Raw genomic sequence first — 20,975 nt, 5'->3', positions numbered from 1 at the left:
CGAGTTTTCCAAGTAAGTTAGATAAACCCGCCCTCTATTATATAAGCTACCGTCTCTGGGGCGGGTTTATGTAAATCTTAGAGTAAGCATGAAAATTTCCTGAGAAACCCGCCCCTACTATTGCACCGTAGTGTGTCATTCTACTACTGGACTTTAAACCATTCTTTCCCTTATGCCTTCTGCCTTACTTTAATTAACGACGAACTAAACCACTAAAACCTGCTACCCAAAGGGATGTTAATACCCAACCACAGATTATGTGAATCCATAAATACCATCTTAATATATCACCAGTTTTTACTTTGAATAATATTAATGGAATTTCTTTACCTTTTTGAGAATTTGGCAACCAATATGTTTGTTGATGTAGGTCAATTATAGGAATAAATGTATCTAATGAATATAATAAGGAATTAAATTTTGGATAGTCTATATTAATGGTTTGATTATTGTCAGTTTCTTCACTATAAGGACTAACTTGAGAAACTGGTGAAAAGAGGCATTTATTATTAGATATTGAGTTTGAACAATTCTCATAACCTACACGAAACAAATAAACACCGCTGAAGATAAAAATACTACTCAAAAATAAAGCTCTGGTGGGTTTATAGCCATAGACTATTGTAAAGTCGAGAAATCTATTCCAAAAGTTACTTAATTTTTTGAGTTTTGGTCGAATATCTCTTTCTTTATTAATTAATATTTCTGTAGCTGCATCTGGGTCTCCTTCTTGTTTTAAAACTTCGGCTAATTGTTCATAAGTTTGCGGAAAAAATTCTGGTTGTAGTCTCAGCCATTTGAGACGAGTTTTGGCATCTTTCAAAACTTTAATATTATCGTCTGTGCCAAATTTCTGATAAATGAAACCATCAAGGTTGAGATTATTTTTTTCCGGCCAACTTTTTTCGTCGTCTCTGAGGCGACCTATTCTGGCAAATTGTAGATCTATTTTCATACTGTTAGATTCTATTCTTTGATGCTCTTCCTGAAGTAGTGATGTAAATGGATTATTCTTGATATTTATCAGGAAAAAATTTATGGGAATATTTAGTTTTTCTTGTTGAATTTTAATCATGCTTAAAGTGTCATCAACTCTGGCACTAACTAAGTAAATTTTCCCTTTAAAAGTTCCTCCATCTAATATAATATCTCCATCAACATTAATTCCTTCGGCAGATAAAACATTACCTTTTTCGTTGGAAAAATTGCCATTGGTGCAGTCAAGATTTCCTTTAATATTTGCTGCGGTTAAATCTACTTCACCTTCAGCTTTGAAACCATTACTGAGAACAATATTAGTTTTAACTTCTATATTTTGAGCATCGAGGGCATTTTTTTCTGGATTAGAGAAATGACCTTGAGTACAATCTAGTTTACCCCCAATAGTAGAGCCAAATAGACTGACTTTTCCCCCAGCGTTGAAACCATTACCCAGAATGACATCAGCTTTGACTTTTATATTCTCAGCAAATAGCGCATCTTTTCCTGCATTAGAGAAATGACCTTCACTACAGTTAAGTTGACCACCAATACTAGCTCCAGAGAGACTGACTTCCCCCTCAGCGTTGAAACCATTGCCCAGAATGACAGAGCTTTTAGTTTCTATACTTTGAGCAATGAGTGCTTCTCCTTCTGGATTAGAGAAATGACCTTCACTACAGTTAAGTTGACCACCAATACTAGCTCCAGAGAGACTGACTTCCCCCTCAGCTTTGAAACCATTGCCCAGAATGACAGAACTTTTAGTTTCTATACTTTGAGCAATGAGTGCTTTTCCTTTTAGGTTAGAGAAATGACCTTGAGTACAATCAAGTACACCACCAATACTAGCTCCAGAGAGACTGACTTCCCCCTCAGCTTTGAAACCATCACTCAGAAAGATACCACCTTTGACTTCTATACTTTGAGCAATGAGTGCTTCTCCTTTTAGATTAGAGAAATGACCTTGACTACAATCAAGTACACCATCTATAGTAGCTCCAGCTAGACTGACTATACCCTCAGCTTGGAAACCTTCTCTCAAAAAGATACTACCTTTGACTTCTATGCTTTCAGCAAAGAGAGCATCTCCTTTTAGGTTAGAGAAACGACCTTGACTGCAATCAAGTGTACCACCAATAGTAGCTCCAGCTAGACTTACCATACCTTTAGCTTGGAAACCTTCTCTCAAAAAGATAGAATCTTTAACTTCTATGCTTTCAGCAAAGAGAGCATCTCCTTCTGGATTAAAGAAATGACCATTACTACAATCAAGTTGACCACCAATAATAGCTCCAGCTAGATTTACTTCACCTTTACTATGAAAGCCATTTATCAGATATAAATTACCCCTAACTTCAATCAACTCAGCATCAATACTAACAACATGACTACCATCAAATTTGACTTCTTCTACCTTTGCTCCTCTGAGAATAATTTTTTCTGTAAAAACACATTCTGTGAAATACAATAAACTTTTAAACTTCACAAACTCAAGATTTAATTCTCCCGAAATTTTAGCTCCACAAATCTGTAAACCATGATTTGTAAAATATGGAAAAACATCCACATCTGTACATAACCAGTAAATAAATTTAGCTGGTAATATTTGCTCTTCTCCCCATAATTCTGCTTGAGCTGGATTATTAATTTCTTTCTTTTTAATGATAGCTGATAATAACTTTTTTAATGCTTCTGGCTGTTCTAAATTTTCTAATTCTTTTAATTTTTCTAAGTCTAAATCTTTTAAAGTTTTTACATCTTTTAACTCTTTTAAATGGTCTTTTAAAAGTTCTAAATTTAACTGTTCTTTGAGCAAAGTAAGTTCTGGGGATTTGACTTGATAATCAGCAACTTTTCCTGTAGCAATAGCTTTTAATAACCTTTGTTCCACAGAAGTAAGTGTCATTCTGTATCTATGTTTTGCTAGTTCAAATAATTTGTCAAGTTTGTAATTCATAGTTTTTTGGATTTTAAGAATACCGTTAATATTATATCTGTATCTGCTGTATAATCAGGACTGACACAAACGAACCCAGAAACCCAGTTTCTGGCAAGAGAACCCAGAAACCCAGTTTCTCGGAGAAACCGGGTTTCTTTTAACTGAAATAGTTAGTCCAGGTTCAGCTTTCTTCCACCATTGACCCTTATGCTAGTATTAAAAAAAGATTAGCCGTTCTTGTAGAGCCGAGCCGAAGTACCTCATATCCAATCTACCAAGAAAAGAAAAAAATTCCTTTTAGTCAATCCTCTTTTTTATAAGAAGAGGTAATTATTAATTGTTAATTATTAATTATTTAGGACTTACCCATGAGGTACGAAAAATAGTGGTTTGAGATTGCTATCCTGACGGACTGCGACCCATTCATGTCGCGGAGCGAAACGCTGTCGCTCGTATCGGAAAAATTGCCTTGCGCGTGCGTAAGTCCTGTTATTGAACATAACTGTTGGATTAAATCCTTATGAGACATAAATTACTCAGATTAATTTTATTATTTGTAGTTAGTTTTATATTAATTACTTGTAGCCTAAATCCACCTAAAAATTCTCTGGAAAAACCTGAATCAGAAAAAATATTAACAATTTGGTGGAATCGAGGATATTATCCAGAACAAGAAGAAGCTTTAGAGAAAATAGTTACTAAGTGGCAAGAAAAAACTAACCACAAAGTTAAGCTTTTATTTCTGAGTGAGGATGATACTTTACAAGCAGCTATTGATGCTTTGGCAGCAAATAAACCACCTGATATTCTCTTTTCTGAAAGAGCAGAATTTACTCTAATTCCTCAATGGGCGAGGGAAGGAAAATTATTAGATGTTTCTGATGTTATTAAACCTATAAAAAATTTATATAATAATACTGCGCTGAAGTCTGCTTATTTGCACAATAATAATGGCTCTCAATCTTATTATGCTGTACCAATAATGCAGCAAAGTATTCATATTCATTACTGGCATAATTTGCTTATTGAAGCAGGTTTGGATGGAGAAATACCGAAACAATGGGATGAATTTTGGAAATTTTGGCAAAAGGCACAAGATATTTTGCGCCAACAAGGAAAAGATAATATTTATGCCCTTGGTTTGCCTATGTCTATTTATGCTTCAGATACTTACATGATATTTACACAAATTTTGGAAGCTAATAATTTCCAAATATTAGATGAACAGGGAAAATTACAAGTAGATAAACCAGCAGTAAGACAAAAAATTATTGAGATTTTAGACTGGTATACTAACTTGTATAAAAATGGTTATGTGCCACCTAATGCAGTTAATTGGATAAATTCTGATAATAATACTAATTTCCTGAACCATAATACTTTAATGACCATTAATCCGAGTATGTCGATTCCTAGTTCTCAACAAGAAGATGAAGAAATTTACTTGAATCAAATGAGAACTATAGAGTTTCCCCTTAATCCTGATGGAACAGACCCTAGATATTTAGTATCTGTCAAAGAACCTGTCATTTTTACATCTTCTCCTCACCCTAAATTAGCCAAAGAATTTTTATCATATTTAGTACAACCAGAAAATTTAGGAGCTTATATTAAAGGTGCAAAAGGTCGGTATTTTCCGATTATGTCTCAGCTATGGAAAGACCCCTTTTGGAGTAATAAAAAAGACCCTCAGATTTCCGTCGCATCTCAACAATTTACTGAATATAAAACTCGCTTGCTTAGTAATTTAAGTAACCCTATTTATGCTAAGATAGATTCCGAAAATATTTGGGGTAAAGCTATGCAAAAAGTATTAATTGAAGGTTTATCACCAACTGAAGCAACAGACTTTGCTATTAATCGAATTAAAGATATATTTGCAATTAATAATTAATAATGTCAGCATTCAGCTATTAGCCGTCAGCCGTTAGCAAATCCTATCTAAGATATGAAAATGGCTTTAAATTAATATAATTTTTATAAAATCAATAGCTGACCGCTAAATGCTGAATACTTACTCAATAATGAATAATTGATAACTGAAATGACCGATCTTTAAAAGGAGAATCGACTAATAAGGAGAAAGTTTATTTTTCCTGGAAAGGAGAAAGATTTTAGTAAGCATTCAGCTATTAGCTTTCAGCTATCAGCAATAAAAACCTCAACCTTAAGGAAGAAATTTAAACGAATATAGGCTTAAAAACTGAATTTTGTAGTCAAAAAAATTTCTGATTTTTCGGGAACCGTATCATAAAGCTTTTAATTATTAATTAATAAGCATTTCCTGCGGAATGCTGCGCAAACAGCTATTAGCTGTCAGCCGTCAGCAACAAAAACCTCAAGTTTAAAGAAGATATTTAAAGGAATAAAAAAAGTGAAAACTGACTTTTATAGTCAAATAAAATTTATGAATAATAACCCTGCTATTAAAAAATAGAATAACTCTTCTGATAGCTGTTAGCTGACGGCTGTTTGGCCAGCATTCCGCAAGAAATGCTTACATTAATTATTTGGTAAAAATTAGGATATTAAATCATGTACTTTTGGAAAAAAAGCCTCCTAATTAAAATAGTAGGTTCTTTTTTGATTTTGTCGTTAATGACAATATCAATTGTCGGATATACGACTTTTAGTGAAGCACGAAAATCTTTAAAAGAATCAGTCTTTGAACGCCTGAATTTTGCGGCTCAACTTAAAGAAAATGAACTTAATAATTGGATATTAGATCAACGTATAAATATTTTAGCGATCGCTGAGTTGCCAGAAATTAACAACCAAGCAAAAATCCTATTAACCAGCCAAAAATCTAGTCCAGAATATGAATTATCTCAAACTTCACTCCAAACTTTTTTAACATCCTTTACTAATAGTATTAAAAGTTTACAAGAAATTTTTATTTTGAGTAAAAGTAGCAGAATTTTAGTTTCTAGTAATTCCGATAAAGTAGGTAAATATCAACCTCTAATTCAATATAGCAAAATTACAAAATATGATATAGATAAATTAATTTCCAACTTTTACCGATCTGCGGAAACAGGTAAACCGATAATTACCTTTGCTATTCCTATTGTCAATGAAAATGGTAAACAATTAGGAACCTTAGCTACCCATCTTAACCTGGAAAGAATAGATTCTATTATTAGAAAAAAAGCAGGATTAGGCCAAACAGCAGAAATCTATTTAGTAGGTAATATTGGTAGTAGTTTGTCGATGAAAAATGTATTTGTCTCAGCCACAAAATTTGGTTCAGAAGAATTTCCGGATGGTGTTAGTAGTCAAGGTATTAATAATGCTCTGAATGGTCAAAATGGCAAAGGTTTGTATCGAAATTATAAAGGTGTACCAGTCATTGGTGTTTATCAATGGTTAGAATATCAAGACTTAGCATTATTAGCAGAAATAGAGCAAAAAGAAGCATTTGCACCTGCTCGTCATCTTGCTGTTTCAATTGTCTTTGTGGGGATGACTTTAGCCGTGATCATGGCTACAGCTATGTTATTATTAGGTCGTCAAATTGTTAGACCAATTTTAGCGATCGCTCATACAGCTAAGTTAGTAAGTAAAGGAGACCTAACTCAAAAAGTACCAGTCTTAACTAAGGATGAAATTGGTTTACTTGCTCGAACTTTTAATGAAATGATTAAACAGTTAGAAAGTTCATATCAGGAATTATCTAATTACAGTCATATTCTCGAAGTCAAAGTTGATGAAAGAACTCAAGAATTAAAAGAAAAAAATACATACCTAGAACAAACACTTTATAAGTTAAAACAAACTCAAGCTCAATTAATTCAGAATGAAAAAATGGTAGGTTTAGGTCAGTTAATTGCTGGGGTTGCCCATGAAATTAATAACCCTGTTAATTTTATTTATGGCAATATTGGGCACGCCAGAGGTTATGCAGAAGATTTATTAGATTTACTCAATCTTTATCAGCAATATTTTCCAGATCAAATAGCTGAAATTATCAATCAAGAAACAACAATAGACCTAGCTTTTATCAAAGAAGATTTTCCTAGTTTACTTAATTCTATGGAAGAAGGTTCTAAAAGAATTCAAGAAATAGTTTTATCTTTACGCAACTTTTCTCGTCACGATGAATCTAAGCAAAAACAAGTTAATATTCACGAAGGCATAGATAGTACCCTACTAATTTTGCGAAATCGCCTTAAACCCAAGTCAGAATGTCCAGAAATTCAGATAATTAAAGAATATGGTAATTTACCATTAGTTGAATGTTTAGCTAGTCAAGTTAATCAAGTTTTTATGAATATTTTAGCTAATGGTATTGATGCTTTAGAAATGTCATGGTCAGAATCAAAATCTAAATTTATTTCTATTCAACCTCAGATAAAAATTAAGACACAAGCTATAAATAAAGACTATATATCTATTCATATTAGTGATAACGGACCTGGAATACCAGAAGAAGTAAAAAAGAGAATTTTTGACCCTTTTTATACAACTAAACCTGTGGGAAAAGGTACCGGTTTAGGATTATCTCTCAGTTATCAAATTATAGTTGAAAAACATGGGGGAAATTTTTACTGTAATTCTGTAGTTGATCTGGGTACAGAATTTGTGATTGAATTGCCCGTTGTTTATGAAAAGAAGAAATAAGTAAGAAGGCATAAGGCATAAGGCAGAAGACTTTATCAAGGTTTTAGGAACTTTAGGTGGGAAAGCACCAAAATTAAGAGACAATTTTTCTGTTATAACTCCTATTCCTCCTAAATTACCCTCCTGGGAGGGCTGAGGGGTGGGTTGACTCCCTACTCCCTAAAAACAGAAATCAAATAGAATTGTTATAATAATATATTAAGTCTGAAATAAATATCTGACTTATTGTTATTTACTAAGTGGAATTATAAAGCAGTCGAAGCAAAGGGGGTGGACATTTCTACATTCTGAAACCTTTTGATATTCTACTGTTCCTTGTTCCCTGTTCCCTCTCTTGGTCGATTGGATATGGCGAGGAGACCTTGCCATCCCACCCTGCGGGAAGCTCCGCTAACGACCGCTGTTCCCTATTCCCTAGCGCGTAGCGCCATAGCACAATAAATATGGGTCTTAAAAAGAATCTCAGAAATTTACCTAACCGTCAAATTGGAACTGCTTTATTAATTTTGGCAGGTGTATTATTAGCAGTATATTTCTTCACTCCCCGTCGCCAACTCAAACCTGTTCCTTATAGTCTATTTATTGAACAAGTAAAAAGCGGACAAGTAGTCAGAGTTCAAATAGCTAATGAAAGAATTTTATATCTCATTAAAGCACAAGATAAACCTGAACCTTTGCTTGCTGCTACAACTAGAATAAATGACCCTCAATTACTTCAACGTTTAGAAGATAATAATGTTATATTTGAAGCTGCACGTCCTAAAAATCCTTGGTTTGCTATTCTTTTAAATTGGGTAATTCCTCCGATTATCTTAGTAGCAGCATTCCAATTTTTTATGAATCGTGGACCCCAAGGTTCCCTATCAATTAGTAAGAGTAAAGCTAAAGTTTATGTAGAAGGAAAATCAGAAAAAATTACTTTTGCTGATATTGCTGGAGTGGAAGAAGCTAAGACAGAATTAACAGAAATTGTAGACTTCTTAAAAACACCAAAACGCTTCACTCAAATTGGTGCCAGAATCCCTAAAGGTTTGTTGTTAGTCGGACCTCCGGGAACAGGTAAAACTTTATTAGCAAAAGCTGTCGCTGGAGAGGCAGGAGTAGCTTTTTTTAGTATTTCTGGTTCTGAATTTGTTGAACTGTTTGTGGGTACTGGTGCTGCTAGAGTTCGAGATTTATTTAAAGAGGCAAAAAAGAAGGCTCCTTGTATTATTTTTATTGATGAAATAGACGCAATAGGAAAATCGAGAACCAGTGGAAATTTTCATAGTGGTGGTAATGATGAACGGGAACAAACTCTCAATCAATTACTAACAGAAATGGATGGTTTTGGAGCCGGAGATTTAACAGTTATTGTTTTGGCTGCTACGAACCGTCCCGAAGCTTTGGATGCTGCTTTATTACGTCCCGGAAGATTTGATAGACAGGTTTTAGTAGACCGTCCAGACTTAATTGGTAGAGAACAAATTTTAAATATTTATGCCAAAAAAGTTAAGTTAGGAGAAGATGTTGATTTACATAAAATAGCTGTGAGAACTCCTGGTTTTGGGGGAGCAGATTTAGCTAATCTTGTTAATGAAGCTGCCTTATTAGCTGCTAGAAATAATCGAGAAACTGTAGCTCAAATAGACTTTTCTGAAGCTATTGAAAGAGTAGTTGCTGGTTTAGAAAAAAGAAGCCGAGTTTTGAGCGATCGCGAAAAGAAAATAGTCGCTTATCACGAGGTTGGTCATGCTTTGGTTGGTGCATTAATGCCTGGTAGTAATAAGGTGGAAAAAATTTCTATTGTACCAAGAGGAATGGCTGCTTTAGGTTACACTTTACAGTTACCAACTGAGGATAGATTTTTAAGAGATGAAGCAGAAATTAAGGGGCAAATTGCTACTTTATTAGGAGGTCGTGCTGCGGAAGAAATTGTATTTGGAAATATTACCACTGGAGCGTCAGGAGATTTACAAAAAGCTACTGATTTTGCTGAACAAATGGTGACAACTTATGGTATGAGTAAAGTGTTAGGACCTTTAGCTTATGAACGCCGTAGTCAAGGTGGGTTTTTAAGTAATGAAGGAGTTAGCCCCCGTCGTTTAGTTAGTGAAAAAACTGCCGAAGCAATTGATAATGAAGTGAAAGAAATTGTAGAAAAAGCTCATCAAAAAGCTTTAGAAATTTTGAACTATAATCGAGATTTATTGGAAAGTATTTCTCTACAGATTTTAGCACAAGAAGTAATCGAAGGAGAAGAATTATATCAGTTGTTGTCAAAGGTGCGATCGCCAGAAGATAATTAGGAAGTTTGGGAAGTGATAAGTGTAGGTTGGGTAGAGGGACGAAACCCAACATTGAGTAATAAGTGTAGGTTGGGTGGAGGAACGAAACCCAACCACAATCTTTCTATCAAGACTTACGCATTAAGAAGGCAGTTTCAAGGTTTGAGATTGCTTTCCTAATGTCATGCTCCGCAAACATGTCCCGGAGCAAAACGCTGTCAGCGCAATGACAGAAGTACGTTATTTTGCGTAAGTCCTATTAATTTGATTAATCATAATGATCATAACCACTATAAAAATGAAGTCTACCATACCCAAGAAAATAAGGATAAGATTTTTCTCCCACAGGAAAAGCAGTCACACCAAATAAATACACCCCCCCATATCCAGGAGTCCGTACTGGACGCAAACCAATAGTAAAAGTTTTCCCTGGAGGTATTGGAGGATTGAAAATTACAGAGACACTATTAGTTTTCCTGTCTATTACAACATCCTCAATATTCAACTGTTCACCATTTTTTCGATGATTTCCTTCAAAGGCAATTATTTCTCTTGGGTTATATCGAATATCCCCAAGACTATCATTGTTACTAATAGTCACCTGTTTGAGTGGTACTCCAGCATCAGGCAATAAATTGAGAGTAAAATAATAAGTAGCACCCCAGACATAAGTTTCGCTTCGGGTAGTTACCGCTTTAACCAAACGAGGTGGTTGAGCAAAATAAACCTTACCATCTCTTGTCTCAATACCTAAAGAAGGAGTGGCAAATAATAAAAAAGGTAGAAGTAAGAAAGAAAATTTTTTCATATAAAATGTAGTAAGAATGGGACTTATAGAGGAGTAGGGACGTTCCATGGAACGTCCCTACAGAAGAATTGTCTCTTAATTTTTTTGTTAAGGGTGAGGTGTTGATTGCTAACTTTTTGATTTTTCGGGAACCGTACCTTTTTGACCTAAAAGCTGGTACTTTTTCCCCACCTAAAGTTCCTAAAACTATTAGTATGTCAATGCTTTCATATTTCCATACGCCAACCCTATTTAAAAATACACTATGAGTGAGGACTGTAGACAAGACTCTTCCTCCCCATCCTCGCCTCAACCGGACATGATATGACTCCTCTCAAACATAAAACTCAGCTAAGATACTGCGAATTTCATTAGAACTAATATCTTCTAGTCCCGTTTTAGAGTAAATTGTTAGTAAAAGCACCCTAGTGTCTGACTCAACTTGATAGATAAGTCGATAACCATCACTTTCCCCTATTTGAATGTTGCTATTTTGAACTCTTACTTTAAAGATGAAAAGTTCTTCACCTATTCCGCTAAAGCAATCCCCAAGAAAATTACCTGTTTGTATTTCTTCAATAATAGGTTGAATATCGGAGCGGACGTGTCGATATTTTTTTGATAATCTATACAATCTTTCCTCAAATTCATCTGAGAATATGATATAAACTGGGTTGGCTTCATTCTGCATCTATTCTCTCCCATAATTGAGAAACTGGTCTAGTTTGTCCAGATTTTGCTTCTTGCAATGCTCTTGTGAGACTAGCTTTTATTTCTGCAACAGAAGTATCATCAAACTCGGGTTGAATTTCTGCTGTTATTTCGGTAAAAAGTAAGATAACTCGCACTTTGACTGGGACTGAATTTTCAATAGGTTGGTCCAGGAATAATTGCCCTTTTTCATCAATAATTCCTGTTGCTTCAATGGCTTTCATTTTTTTTCAAGGATATAATAGTCAATAAAAATAGATTTGTTTTCTAGTTAAAAAGCTATCATAGATTTGTTCTTTAGTTAAAAAACTATCGACTGAAATTGTTTTTTTTGATTATACAATTATATTATTTTAGCATAGCTTTTCTTTGCGTAGTTTAGGTAAATTATGATTACTTAACCTCATTAGGGTTTGCTGATTTATCGGGAACCGTAAAAGTTTTTTTGTTAAGGTAGGGAGTAGTTAAGAGTTAAGATTGACCGGAGTTCTAGAAAAGGTGGTCATTCATAATCTACCCTTAGTTTTTCTGTCATAATGACCCAAAAATTCTCACTTTTTCCCCGCCATCAAGCAAAAAGCTGGTACTTTTTGAACACCTAAAATTGCTCAAACCTTTATCTCTAAATGCGAGGGATATTTAATCAGTAAGCCCTAATTAATCTCAGGTTTGTAATTCTTGCCATTCTCTGTTTTGCTGATAATGTTCTAAAATTTATCATCTTTTTTATAATGGTAATTTCATTTTTTTGCCTCTTTATGCATCACCAAAAACAATAAACGAGAAACCACAATCTACAACCTGATCTGGTGCTGAAGTGAAGCAGACAAATTTCGAGATATCAGTTTCTACAATTCCAACTGATATGTTAAAGGTAGATTGAGGGTCTCCTTTAATTGTACATACAACTGTTGGTTGACCCACAAATGGGATGTCGAACTCTATTAAATAAGCACCTTTACTTAATCTACGGCAATTAAAACCTTCACCCCACATTTTATTGCCCTCTGAATCGACAGAACCATGAATATGCTGAACTTGGCCACCAGATTGATTTACCAAAATTGTCATAACTAACTCCTGTTTATATTTGCTTCTACAAGGTAAGTTCTATTCTTATAACACCTGTCCATAAACTAAAGTAGGGACGTTCTATGAAACGTCCCTACTATTAATAATAAATGCAATAAAGCTTAATTATTAATTATTCATTATCAATTATTAATTATACGTACTTACGCATAAACGCTATTGGTAGTGGACTATTTCACCTAAAATAGTGCATTAGACTTGTCATTGCGAAGGAATGTGTTTGCGTAGCATTCCGGACCGAAAGCAATCTCAGGCCAACTTCCTATTACACCATTAAGATGAAACAATGCAGTAGGGGCGGGTTTTACAAGTGAGTTAACGAGCTTTCTTAGTAAACTAGATAAACCCGCCCCCAGTGATGTAAGCCAACGTCTCAGGGGCGGGTTTATGTAAATCCTAGAAAGAGATGAAAATTTCTGATCAAACCCGCCCCTACCTATTGCACCATTTTAGATGAAGCGGTCGAGTAGGGTGCGTTACCCTACTTCGTAAGGCACTAATACTCCTTATGTAGTACCTTTGCGTAGGTCCTAAATTATTTAATCACACCAGAAACTGATAATACTTCAGACTCAGGAATCCTGGGGAATAAAGCTCTTTTAGCAAACAATTGAGGATTAGCTTTGGCAAATGTGTATGACTCTCTTACTTGAGTATTTACTGCTACAGTCTTGGCATCATACATATTAGTTGCTATCTTCGGATATAAACCAATACCGATAATCAATACTAGGAAACAAGCAGCGATCGCTACTTCTCTTGGTCTGGCATCGGTATAAACAGCTTTTGCAGGTATCACACAGCTAGTACCGAAACAAACTGCCTCATCTAAAATCTCATTCTCGTAAGGAGTATCCTTCAGTAAACAAGCTGGTGCATGACCAGTGCTATAAAACATTTGACGCAACATTGAGAGTAGATATATTGGAGTCAATATCAGACCAACTGCTGCTAAAAATACTGTCACTGTGCGGAATGTGGAGCTGTAAACATCGCTGCTAGTCATGCCCACAAATACCATTAGTTCGCTAGCAAAACCACTCATTCCAGGAAGAGCTAAAGATGCCATGGCACTGACAGTAAATAGAGCAAATACTTTTGGCATTACTTGACCAAGACCACCCATTTCGTCTAATGCTAAAGTGTGGAGACGGTCGTAAGTTATACCTGCAAGGAAGAATAATACTGCTGCTATTAATCCGTGAGAAATCATTTGTAGTAAAGCTCCACTTACTCCTAAGTCAGTAAAAGAAGCAATACCTAATAACACAAAACCCATGTGAGCAACAGAAGAGTAAGCCAAACGGCGCTTCATGTTAGATTGACCAAAAGAATTTAACCCACCGTATACAATATTTACTACACCCAAAATTGCTAAAACTGGAGCGAAGTAAACATGAGCATCAGATAGCATTTCTAAGTTGAGGCGAATTAATCCATATCCACCCATTTTCAACAAAACACCAGCTAAAATCATCGACACAGGTGCAGAAGCTTCGCCGTGGGCATCAGGTAGCCATGTGTGTAGAGGGAATACGGCTAACTTAACACCGAATGTAATTAGTAATCCTGCGTACATTAAAAGTTCAAAAGCTAGTGGATAATCTTTCAGACCCAGTTCCACTATGTCAAAGGTAATATCGCCACCACCGTATAAGGCCATTCCCAAAGCTGCCACGAGAATAAATATAGATGCGGCTGCTGTGTAGAGCAAGAATTTAGTTGCAGCGTACCGACGCTTTTGACCACCCCAAATTGATATGAGTAGGTAAACAGGAACTAATTCTAGTTCCCACATGATGAAGAGTAACATTAGATCTTGAGCTACAAACACCCCTACTTGGGCGGAGTATAAGACCAACATTAGGAAATAAAAAAGACGTGGTTTATAGTCTACTTGCCACGCTGCGAACATTGAAAGTGTTGTGACTAGGCCAGCTAGAAGCACCAGTGGCATAGATAAACCATCTACTGAGACTGCCCAACTTAATCCTATTTGAGGGAGCCAAGCATATTTTTCTACGAGTTGAAAACCAGAGTCGCTAGCATTGTAGTGGTTCCAGAACGTGTAGCACATTAAAGCAAAGTCTGTAACACCTACTCCTAGAGCATACCATCTCATGGTTTTTCCGTTTTTATCGGGTATGAGGGGTATGATTAGGGCTGCCAGAAGAGGCAGAAGCACTATGGTTGTTAGCCAGGGAAATTGAGTAGCCATGATAACAATGAGAACAAATACTTACCTTTGTTTTTTTTCATCTTACTAAATTTTGTAAACCTTTGTAAAGAGTTTTGGCAGAAATTGTAAATATTTATTTTGAATAATAACGTTAAGTTAAACTTATTAGTAGGGAGTAGGCAGTGGGTAATAGGTGATTTTTGGATATTTCTATTGGATATTTGATATGATAAAAAGTTATATTGATTTGATGGCTAATGTTTTCTGAGGAAAAATGTTGATTTTGGGTTGAAATTTTGTCAGATTAGGATTAGAATGAGAAATTCCTAAATCGGTATAAATAAACTTTACGAATAAATAGCAATAGCTTTTGGAAACCTCTTTGGTAAGACAGCGGTTTTTTTTATGGTGGCGATCGCTTAACTCTATGCTGATAACTGATAACTGAAATAGCCGCAGGGTTTAATGCGGATTAGTTGGAAACGACAAAGAAACCCGGTTTCTTAAAGAAACCCCGGGTTTCTACCCCAGATTAAATCAGGAAGCCCTAATAATTAATAATTAATTATTAATATTGTTCATCTTCATAAAAACGATAGAAAAGATACTCATTTTTAAAACCATGTTTATTAGTAACATGATGAATTAAACCACGGTCTATTAATAATTGACCCATAGAAATTGCTTCATTCAAATTCATTTTTTGAGTTTTAATTAACCAATCTACAGCTTCAGAACCCACAAAACATTTAGAGTAAACATCCCACCGATGTTGACGTTCTTTAATTGATATTCCATTTGGACTACGCATTTCTGCAACTAATTTATATATATCTATATCTTCATTTGTCTTTACTTCTTGATGGTTAATATCATCTTTAATTAATACTTTAGTATGATTTTCTTTTCCTGCTCCTATATGTGACTTATAAACATTATTTCTTAAATTAAATCGAACATTTTCCGGATAACAAATTTCTACTTCAGGAGGAGCATTTTTCTGCATCCAAGTATCAATCATTTGTTGAATTTCAGGAGACTTTAAATGCAAATCTCTTTGAGGAAAAGGAATCTCAATATTATATTTTCGTAGACTAGCTTCGATGCGATAATTTAACTCACTTTTGAGTTGATATTGTTTCTTGGGTTCTCTCGTCCAAACTAATAAATCAAAATTCAGAGAACTATCACCAAATTCTTGAAACCAAAGTTGAGGAGAGGGATGTAATAAAACTTCTGGATGACTTTTTGCTACTTCTAAAATAGCTTTTCTCACTAACTTAATATTAGAACCATAAGCAACTCCTACTGGTACTTTTATCCGAGAAATAGGGTTGCCATGACTCCAATTTAAAACCTCATTTTCTAGAAATCGAGAATTAGGAACAATCAAAGAAATTTTATCTAAAGTTGTAATGTGAGTGCTACGCAAACCTATTTTATCAACAACACCAACTAAACTTCCTACTTCAATAAAATCACCCACTTGAATTGGTCGCTCAAAAATTATAATAATACCACTCATAAAATTATTAGCAATATTCTGGAAACCAAAACCAATACCTACACCAAGAACACTAGCAATAATAGCTAAAGAACTAATATCTACACCCCAAAGTTGTAGGATAATTATTATGCCTAGAAAAATCAATCCATATCTAGTTAAAAAACTAATTGTATCTTGAACACTTCGTTCTGCTCCTGTTAAACTAATAATTTTAGTTCTAAATATCTCAATAAAGTACCCAACTCCTTTCCACATTCCAATAGTTAATGCAGTTAAAAACACCACATCAATAATAGAAAGACCTTTGTTGCCTAAATTAAAAATAGGAGAAGTAAAACTATCAGACAAAATTCGTAATAGTTCTTCGCGATAGCCACGAGTAAATGGTATTATATAAGTGATATAAAGAGTGATTCCTATGCCTACTATTACTCTGATAGAAACCCCAATAATTGGTAAAAATTTTGGTAAAAATTTGACAAATTGAGGATATTTTTGCTCACAAATATGATTAATTTGAAACTCAAACCATTTTAAAAAAAGTTCTAGGGCGAAGGCTGCCAAAATCAAACAAATACTGATTAATAATATTATGAAGATATTGCGAGGCTGACTCTCTTTTTTGACAAATTTAAAAGCTTGTTCAATTTTATATTTCCAGATAGCTGCTTGCTCTTCTGTGTTTATTCCTTCTTTCACGTCTCCAGCAGTTATAGTTACTAGATAGTCATTATTAATACGCAGAATAAACTGTTTATTTTCTCGATCTATATTTATGCTTATAGGTTTACCTGAACTGGAGAAATTTTCTAATTTGGAACTAATATTTGCAGCTCGTTCCATAGCAGTCAAATTTGTTCCATTATGACCTGCTACTTCAAACAATTCTTTACCATTTAATTCTACTGGAGCTGTTTCTAAATTATCATTGCTTTGCGCCCAGGTTGGTACTATGAAAAATAGTAAAGATATTATTAAACTAGCAATGATTAATATTTTGAAAATTTGCCTGGTTGGGATTCTTCTGCTTCTAGGAAAATCTAAGGAACTATGTGTTATTCTCAGGTAACTTACTGTTACTGGTTCATATTTTGCTATTTTTTGCAACTTTAGCCACAAATGTTTATGCCACATATTCATAGTTAAAAAATGCTATTGAATGAAATGTATTAATACTAAATTTTTAGGGGCGGGTTTTCCCAAAAATTAATAAAGCTTCACATTTGATGAGCTAGATCGGCTTTTTCGCTAATAGTCAACGGCTAAATGTTTAAATATTACAGAAATATAAAATCATTCGTGAGAAAAAAATGTAGGGGTTTGGATATCAAACCCCTAGGATAAATTTTACAACTTATTTAGTATTGCTATATTTAGGGTACATCTTAAATATTTGCAAAAATACTTTTTTGCTTCATACCTATTCTCTATTTCCTGTTCCCTAAAAGTGATAATTTTTTGCCTTTATTCAGGCATTGAGATGCAATCTATATTTAAGAATGTGGTTGATAAATTTGCCTTAATTTATCAATAGTTTCTACAGTTTTAAGAGAGCTAAGAATTGTTTCTAGAACCTGAATATTTTCAATAGTATTAATTTCTGAAAATATCTGTTTTCCTAATTCCCCAAATTTAAATTCTAATCCTATTTCTATTCCAGAAAGTATTCTTCTTTGTTCACCTCGTTGCTCACCAATTAAAATTCCTTCTTGTCAGATTTGTTGATACCAAGGAGATTGTTGTAAAACTGCCATATCCCACCTTTTCAGTTATCAGTTATCAGTTATCAGTACCTCTAGCTTCAGCCAGAAGCTTGAAATATTGAAGTTGATTTTTTTATCCCCTTGAAAGGGGAGGTTTGTCAGCTTATTTTTTTTTCAATTCCAATTATACGTTTGCTGCTAATATCGACTTTTTTTTGATCATATCAAATCTAGTTTCTTCTATGTGTTAAAAATTATCATACAGCATTTTCCGCTACTATTGCTACTATTATCTCTAGAAAATTCCCAGATAAATTGTTATAATAAAGCTGATAACTGATTGTTAATAGCTCAATTATTACATATTAATTATGCAAAAATTTATGAATTAAATTAGCTAATTTTTTAGCACTATCTTCTACTGCTAAATTTGCTGCTCCTACAGTCATTTCTTTTAACTTTTCTGGTGATTTTAATAACTCTAAAACTTCAGTCTTAAGCTTTTCTGCAGTTAATTCTGCTTGATTAAAAACTAGGGCAGCATTCTGATTAGAAAAAACCTTAGCATTATAAGTTTGATGATTATCCGCAGCATAAGGATAAGGAATTAAAATTGATGGTGTATGAGTAACTGCTAATTCTGTTAAACTACCGGCTCCAGCACGACTAATTACTAAATTAGCCCGCTGAAATAAACCAGCTACATTTTGATAAAATACCATAGGAAAATATTGGGGATGCTCCACACTAAAAGCATTAGGATCATTTTCCCCTGTTTGATGAATAATCCAAGCTCCAGTTTCTACCCATGCTAGAACACATTCTCTGACTAATTGATTAATTGCCACTGCTCCTTGAGAACCTCCAACAACTACAATGACGGGAACATTTTCTGGAATAGGTAAGTCTAAAGGCTTCCTAGATAAAAATTCTCCTCTGACAGGAGTACCCACATACACAGTTTTCTTAGTAGGAAGATATTTTGTTGCTTCCTCAAACCCTACTGCTACGACACTGCAGAAACGACTAAACCAGCGTGTCACTTTTCCTGGTAAAACATTAGATTCATGGAGAATAACTGGTAAACCTAGAGTCCGAGCTGCAATAACTGCTGGAGCAGCAATGTAACCCCCTGTGGTAAATAACCCTTGAAATTTTCCCCGCTTCAATATCCCTCTTACCCGCAAGATAGAGCGAATAAGTCGAATTAAAATCTTGAAAGTTCCTAAACCCAATTTCTGTTGAAATCCTTCAACTGATATAGTATGGAGAGGGTATTGGGATGGAACTAACTTAGTTTCTAGACGGTCAGGAACTCCTAACCATTCGATGTGATAATCCTTTAATTGATTAGCAGTGGCGATCGCTGGAAATAAATGTCCACCAGTTCCACTTGCTGCGATTAACAATTTAATTTTTTTATTAGTCATTTCAGTTATCAGTTATCAGCTTTTTCAGTTAACCGTTATTGCTGATCAGTGTCAATTCAGTAGTAACATGGGGCAAAATTTAACTTATGGCCACTTAACAGTTATCAGCTTTTTCAGTGTTAATCCAGTAGTAACATGGAGCAAAATTTAACTTATGGCCATAGAACTGACTTTTCACAACCAGTCAATTTTCAGCTAACAACTTTATATAATAGAACTTATGTACTCCAAGGAAGAAACTGGATTTATTGTCGTAATTTAATAGTTAATATGTAAGCATTCAGCTATCAGAAGAGTGCTTTTATCATTTGCCAAAAATATTTAATTAAGATAGAAAAATATTACTACAAAAGCCAGCTCTAAAGTCAATATTCATTTAAACCCTGTGCTTAAGAACAGGGTATCATTGCTGAATGGGAAAGCATTCCCCAGGAAATGCTTAGGTTAATATTTTCAATAATGGATAATTGATAATTACCTCTCTTTAAAACAGATAGGATTGAATAAAAGGAAAAAATAAATTTTTTTTCCCTTTTCAAGGGGAGCCTTCAAGGCGCGAATTATTTAATTATTAATTCTTTGGTAAATTGTTAGTTCATCAACCCAGTTTCTGTATAAATCATATCAAATCCGATAGCATAGGTATAATTTAATATCGTAGGGGTTTGGTCTCCAATTTTTCGGGAACCTTACCCTCTAAAAATTAGGAGTTTTTGCTTTTTTCTGATAGTAAATCTTATTCTCCAAAGCCAGCGGATTTGATATCATGTATAAATTACAAATGAATATTTTTCAAATGCAAAGCAAATTTTCGATGAAGTTTAAACAATTCTCAACAACATTATCTAGTTCATTATTACTTAGTTTAACAGTTTTTGTCGGGGTAGTTTTTTCCTCTAATTTGACATTAGCTAAAACTCCAGAACAAGCACCTAAAAAACTTACAGAATTATTGCAAGAAATTGATCGAGCTGCCAGTGGTCAAAACTTAGAAAATGTCATAAATTTTTATAGTAATGATTTTACCAATTCTGATGGTTTAAATCGGGAAAGTTTAGCTAAAGCTTTAGCTAATTTTTGGCGACTATATAAGTCAGTTAAATATCAGACAAAAGTTCAATCTTGGGAAAATGATGGTAATACTATTGTGGCAGAAACTATTACCTATATTACTGGTGTGCAAAAAATTAAAAATAGAGACTTTACTCTAAAGTCTACTATTACTTCTAAGCAGCGTTATGAAAATGGAAAAATTGTTGAACAAGAAATTTTAGCCGAGGAAAATCAAATCACAACAGGTGAAAAACCACCTAATGTTAATATTAATTTACCAGCAGAAGTAAAACCAGGTGAAAAGTATAATTTTGATGCGGTTGTTCAAGAACCTTTGGGTGAAGAAATTATTTTAGGGGCTGCTTTGGTAGAACCAATTAATGAAAATTCTTATAATTTTGAACCGACTGATTTTACTTTAGAATTATTGTCTTCTGGCGGACTTTTTAAAATTGGTGAAGCTCCAGAAAATTCTGAAGATAAGTGGTTGTCAGCAGTTTTAATGCGAAAAGGTGGTATTTCTATTAGTACCTATCGTTTAAGAGTTATTGATGTAGGGAAGTAGGGGAGTAGGGGAGTAGGAGTAGGGAAGTAGGGAAGTAGGGAAGTAGGGGAGTAGGGGAGTAGGGGAGAAAAATTATTGTTGGGTTTCGTCCCTCAACCCAACCTACAGCTATTGCAGTAATTACTTAACCGGACATGATAT

Annotated in this window: 12 protein-coding genes; 4 read left to right on the top strand and 8 right to left on the bottom strand. The window is 34.3% G+C overall.

Annotation, left to right across the window (positions count from 1 at the left end; all coding sequences use genetic code 11):
* Positions 1-193: 193 nt before the first annotated feature.
* Positions 194-2,938, bottom strand: a complete 2,745-nt coding sequence (locus tag VKJ25_RS08940; RefSeq protein ID WP_324236279.1) for a hypothetical protein — start codon at positions 2,936-2,938, stop codon at positions 194-196.
* Positions 2,939-3,440: 502 nt separating this feature from the next.
* Here VKJ25_RS08940 and VKJ25_RS08935 point away from each other — a divergent pair.
* The 3 genes from VKJ25_RS08935 (at position 3,441) to ftsH (ending at position 9,828) form a co-directional block, all read left to right on the top strand.
* Positions 3,441-4,814 (top strand): ABC transporter substrate-binding protein, encoded by a 1,374-nt coding sequence (locus VKJ25_RS08935; protein ID WP_324236278.1) that lies wholly within the window; start codon positions 3,441-3,443, stop codon positions 4,812-4,814.
* 641 nt (positions 4,815-5,455) lie between these two features.
* Positions 5,456-7,540: a sensor histidine kinase gene (locus VKJ25_RS08930; RefSeq protein WP_324236277.1), complete on the top strand. Its 2,085-nt coding sequence runs from the start codon at positions 5,456-5,458 to the stop codon at positions 7,538-7,540.
* 443 nt (positions 7,541-7,983) lie between these two features.
* Positions 7,984-9,828, top strand: a complete 1,845-nt coding sequence (gene ftsH, locus VKJ25_RS08925; RefSeq protein ID WP_324236276.1) for an ATP-dependent zinc metalloprotease FtsH — start codon at positions 7,984-7,986, stop codon at positions 9,826-9,828.
* A 247-nt stretch (positions 9,829-10,075) separates the two neighbouring features.
* Here the strand turns inward: ftsH and VKJ25_RS08920 are convergent, their stop codons facing one another.
* The 7 genes from VKJ25_RS08920 to murG all read right to left on the bottom strand — a co-directional run bounded on the left by VKJ25_RS08920 (position 10,076) and on the right by murG (position 19,216).
* The gene (locus tag VKJ25_RS08920) at positions 10,076-10,615 is read right to left on the bottom strand and encodes a DUF2808 domain-containing protein (RefSeq protein ID WP_324236275.1); all 540 of its coding nucleotides are present in this window, start codon (positions 10,613-10,615) and stop codon (positions 10,076-10,078) included.
* Positions 10,616-10,928: 313 nt separating this feature from the next.
* A complete protein-coding gene (locus tag VKJ25_RS08915; protein ID WP_324236274.1) occupies positions 10,929-11,285 on the bottom strand; it encodes a type II toxin-antitoxin system RelE family toxin in 357 nt (118 codons plus the stop codon).
* The gene (locus VKJ25_RS08910; RefSeq protein ID WP_324236273.1) at positions 11,275-11,529 is read right to left on the bottom strand and encodes a type II toxin-antitoxin system RelN family antitoxin; all 255 of its coding nucleotides are present in this window, start codon (positions 11,527-11,529) and stop codon (positions 11,275-11,277) included. Before VKJ25_RS08910 ends, VKJ25_RS08915 begins: the two co-directional genes overlap by 11 nt.
* 532 nt (positions 11,530-12,061) lie before the next feature.
* Positions 12,062-12,376, bottom strand: coding sequence for a hypothetical protein (locus VKJ25_RS08905; RefSeq protein WP_324236272.1), 315 nt, complete (start codon positions 12,374-12,376; stop codon positions 12,062-12,064).
* Positions 12,377-12,932: 556 nt separating this feature from the next.
* On the bottom strand, positions 12,933-14,618 hold the full coding sequence (locus VKJ25_RS08900) for an NAD(P)H-quinone oxidoreductase subunit 4 (RefSeq protein WP_324236280.1): 1,686 nt from the start codon (positions 14,616-14,618) through the stop codon (positions 12,933-12,935).
* A 526-nt stretch (positions 14,619-15,144) separates the two neighbouring features.
* Positions 15,145-17,223: a mechanosensitive ion channel domain-containing protein gene (locus VKJ25_RS08895; protein WP_324236271.1), complete on the bottom strand. Its 2,079-nt coding sequence runs from the start codon at positions 17,221-17,223 to the stop codon at positions 15,145-15,147.
* Between the two features lie 928 nt (positions 17,224-18,151).
* On the bottom strand, positions 18,152-19,216 hold the full coding sequence (murG, locus tag VKJ25_RS08890; RefSeq protein WP_324236270.1) for an undecaprenyldiphospho-muramoylpentapeptide beta-N-acetylglucosaminyltransferase: 1,065 nt from the start codon (positions 19,214-19,216) through the stop codon (positions 18,152-18,154).
* Positions 19,217-19,982: 766 nt separating this feature from the next.
* Between murG and VKJ25_RS08885 the strand changes: the two genes are divergently transcribed.
* Positions 19,983-20,834 carry a nuclear transport factor 2 family protein gene (locus tag VKJ25_RS08885; protein WP_324236269.1) on the top strand — a complete coding sequence of 284 codons (852 nt, stop codon included), beginning with the start codon at positions 19,983-19,985 and terminating at the stop codon, positions 20,832-20,834.
* Positions 20,835-20,975 lie beyond the last annotated feature (141 nt).

The sequence above is a fragment of the Okeania sp. genome (assembly GCF_035285525.1).
Taxonomy (GTDB): Bacteria; Cyanobacteriota; Cyanobacteriia; order Cyanobacteriales; family Microcoleaceae; genus Trichodesmium.
The sequence above is the reverse complement of the archived record's forward strand: the minus strand, read 5'-3'. Positions and strand labels throughout refer to the sequence as shown.

Coding starts and splice junctions, on each gene's coding strand:
- VKJ25_RS08915 (WP_324236274.1), bottom strand. CDS start 11,285: ATGCAGAATGAAGCCAACCCAGTTTATATCATATTCTCAGATGAATTT.
- VKJ25_RS08905 (WP_324236272.1), bottom strand. CDS start 12,376: ATGACAATTTTGGTAAATCAATCTGGTGGCCAAGTTCAGCATATTCAT.
- VKJ25_RS08895 (WP_324236271.1), bottom strand. CDS start 17,223: ATGAATATGTGGCATAAACATTTGTGGCTAAAGTTGCAAAAAATAGCA.
- ftsH (WP_324236276.1), top strand. CDS start 7,984: ATGGGTCTTAAAAAGAATCTCAGAAATTTACCTAACCGTCAAATTGGA.
- VKJ25_RS08940 (WP_324236279.1), bottom strand. CDS start 2,938: ATGAATTACAAACTTGACAAATTATTTGAACTAGCAAAACATAGATAC.
- VKJ25_RS08935 (WP_324236278.1), top strand. CDS start 3,441: ATGAGACATAAATTACTCAGATTAATTTTATTATTTGTAGTTAGTTTT.
- VKJ25_RS08930 (WP_324236277.1), top strand. CDS start 5,456: ATGTACTTTTGGAAAAAAAGCCTCCTAATTAAAATAGTAGGTTCTTTT.
- VKJ25_RS08920 (WP_324236275.1), bottom strand. CDS start 10,615: ATGAAAAAATTTTCTTTCTTACTTCTACCTTTTTTATTATTTGCCACT.
- murG (WP_324236270.1), bottom strand. CDS start 19,216: ATGACTAATAAAAAAATTAAATTGTTAATCGCAGCAAGTGGAACTGGT.
- VKJ25_RS08910 (WP_324236273.1), bottom strand. CDS start 11,529: ATGAAAGCCATTGAAGCAACAGGAATTATTGATGAAAAAGGGCAATTA.
- VKJ25_RS08885 (WP_324236269.1), top strand. CDS start 19,983: ATGTATAAATTACAAATGAATATTTTTCAAATGCAAAGCAAATTTTCG.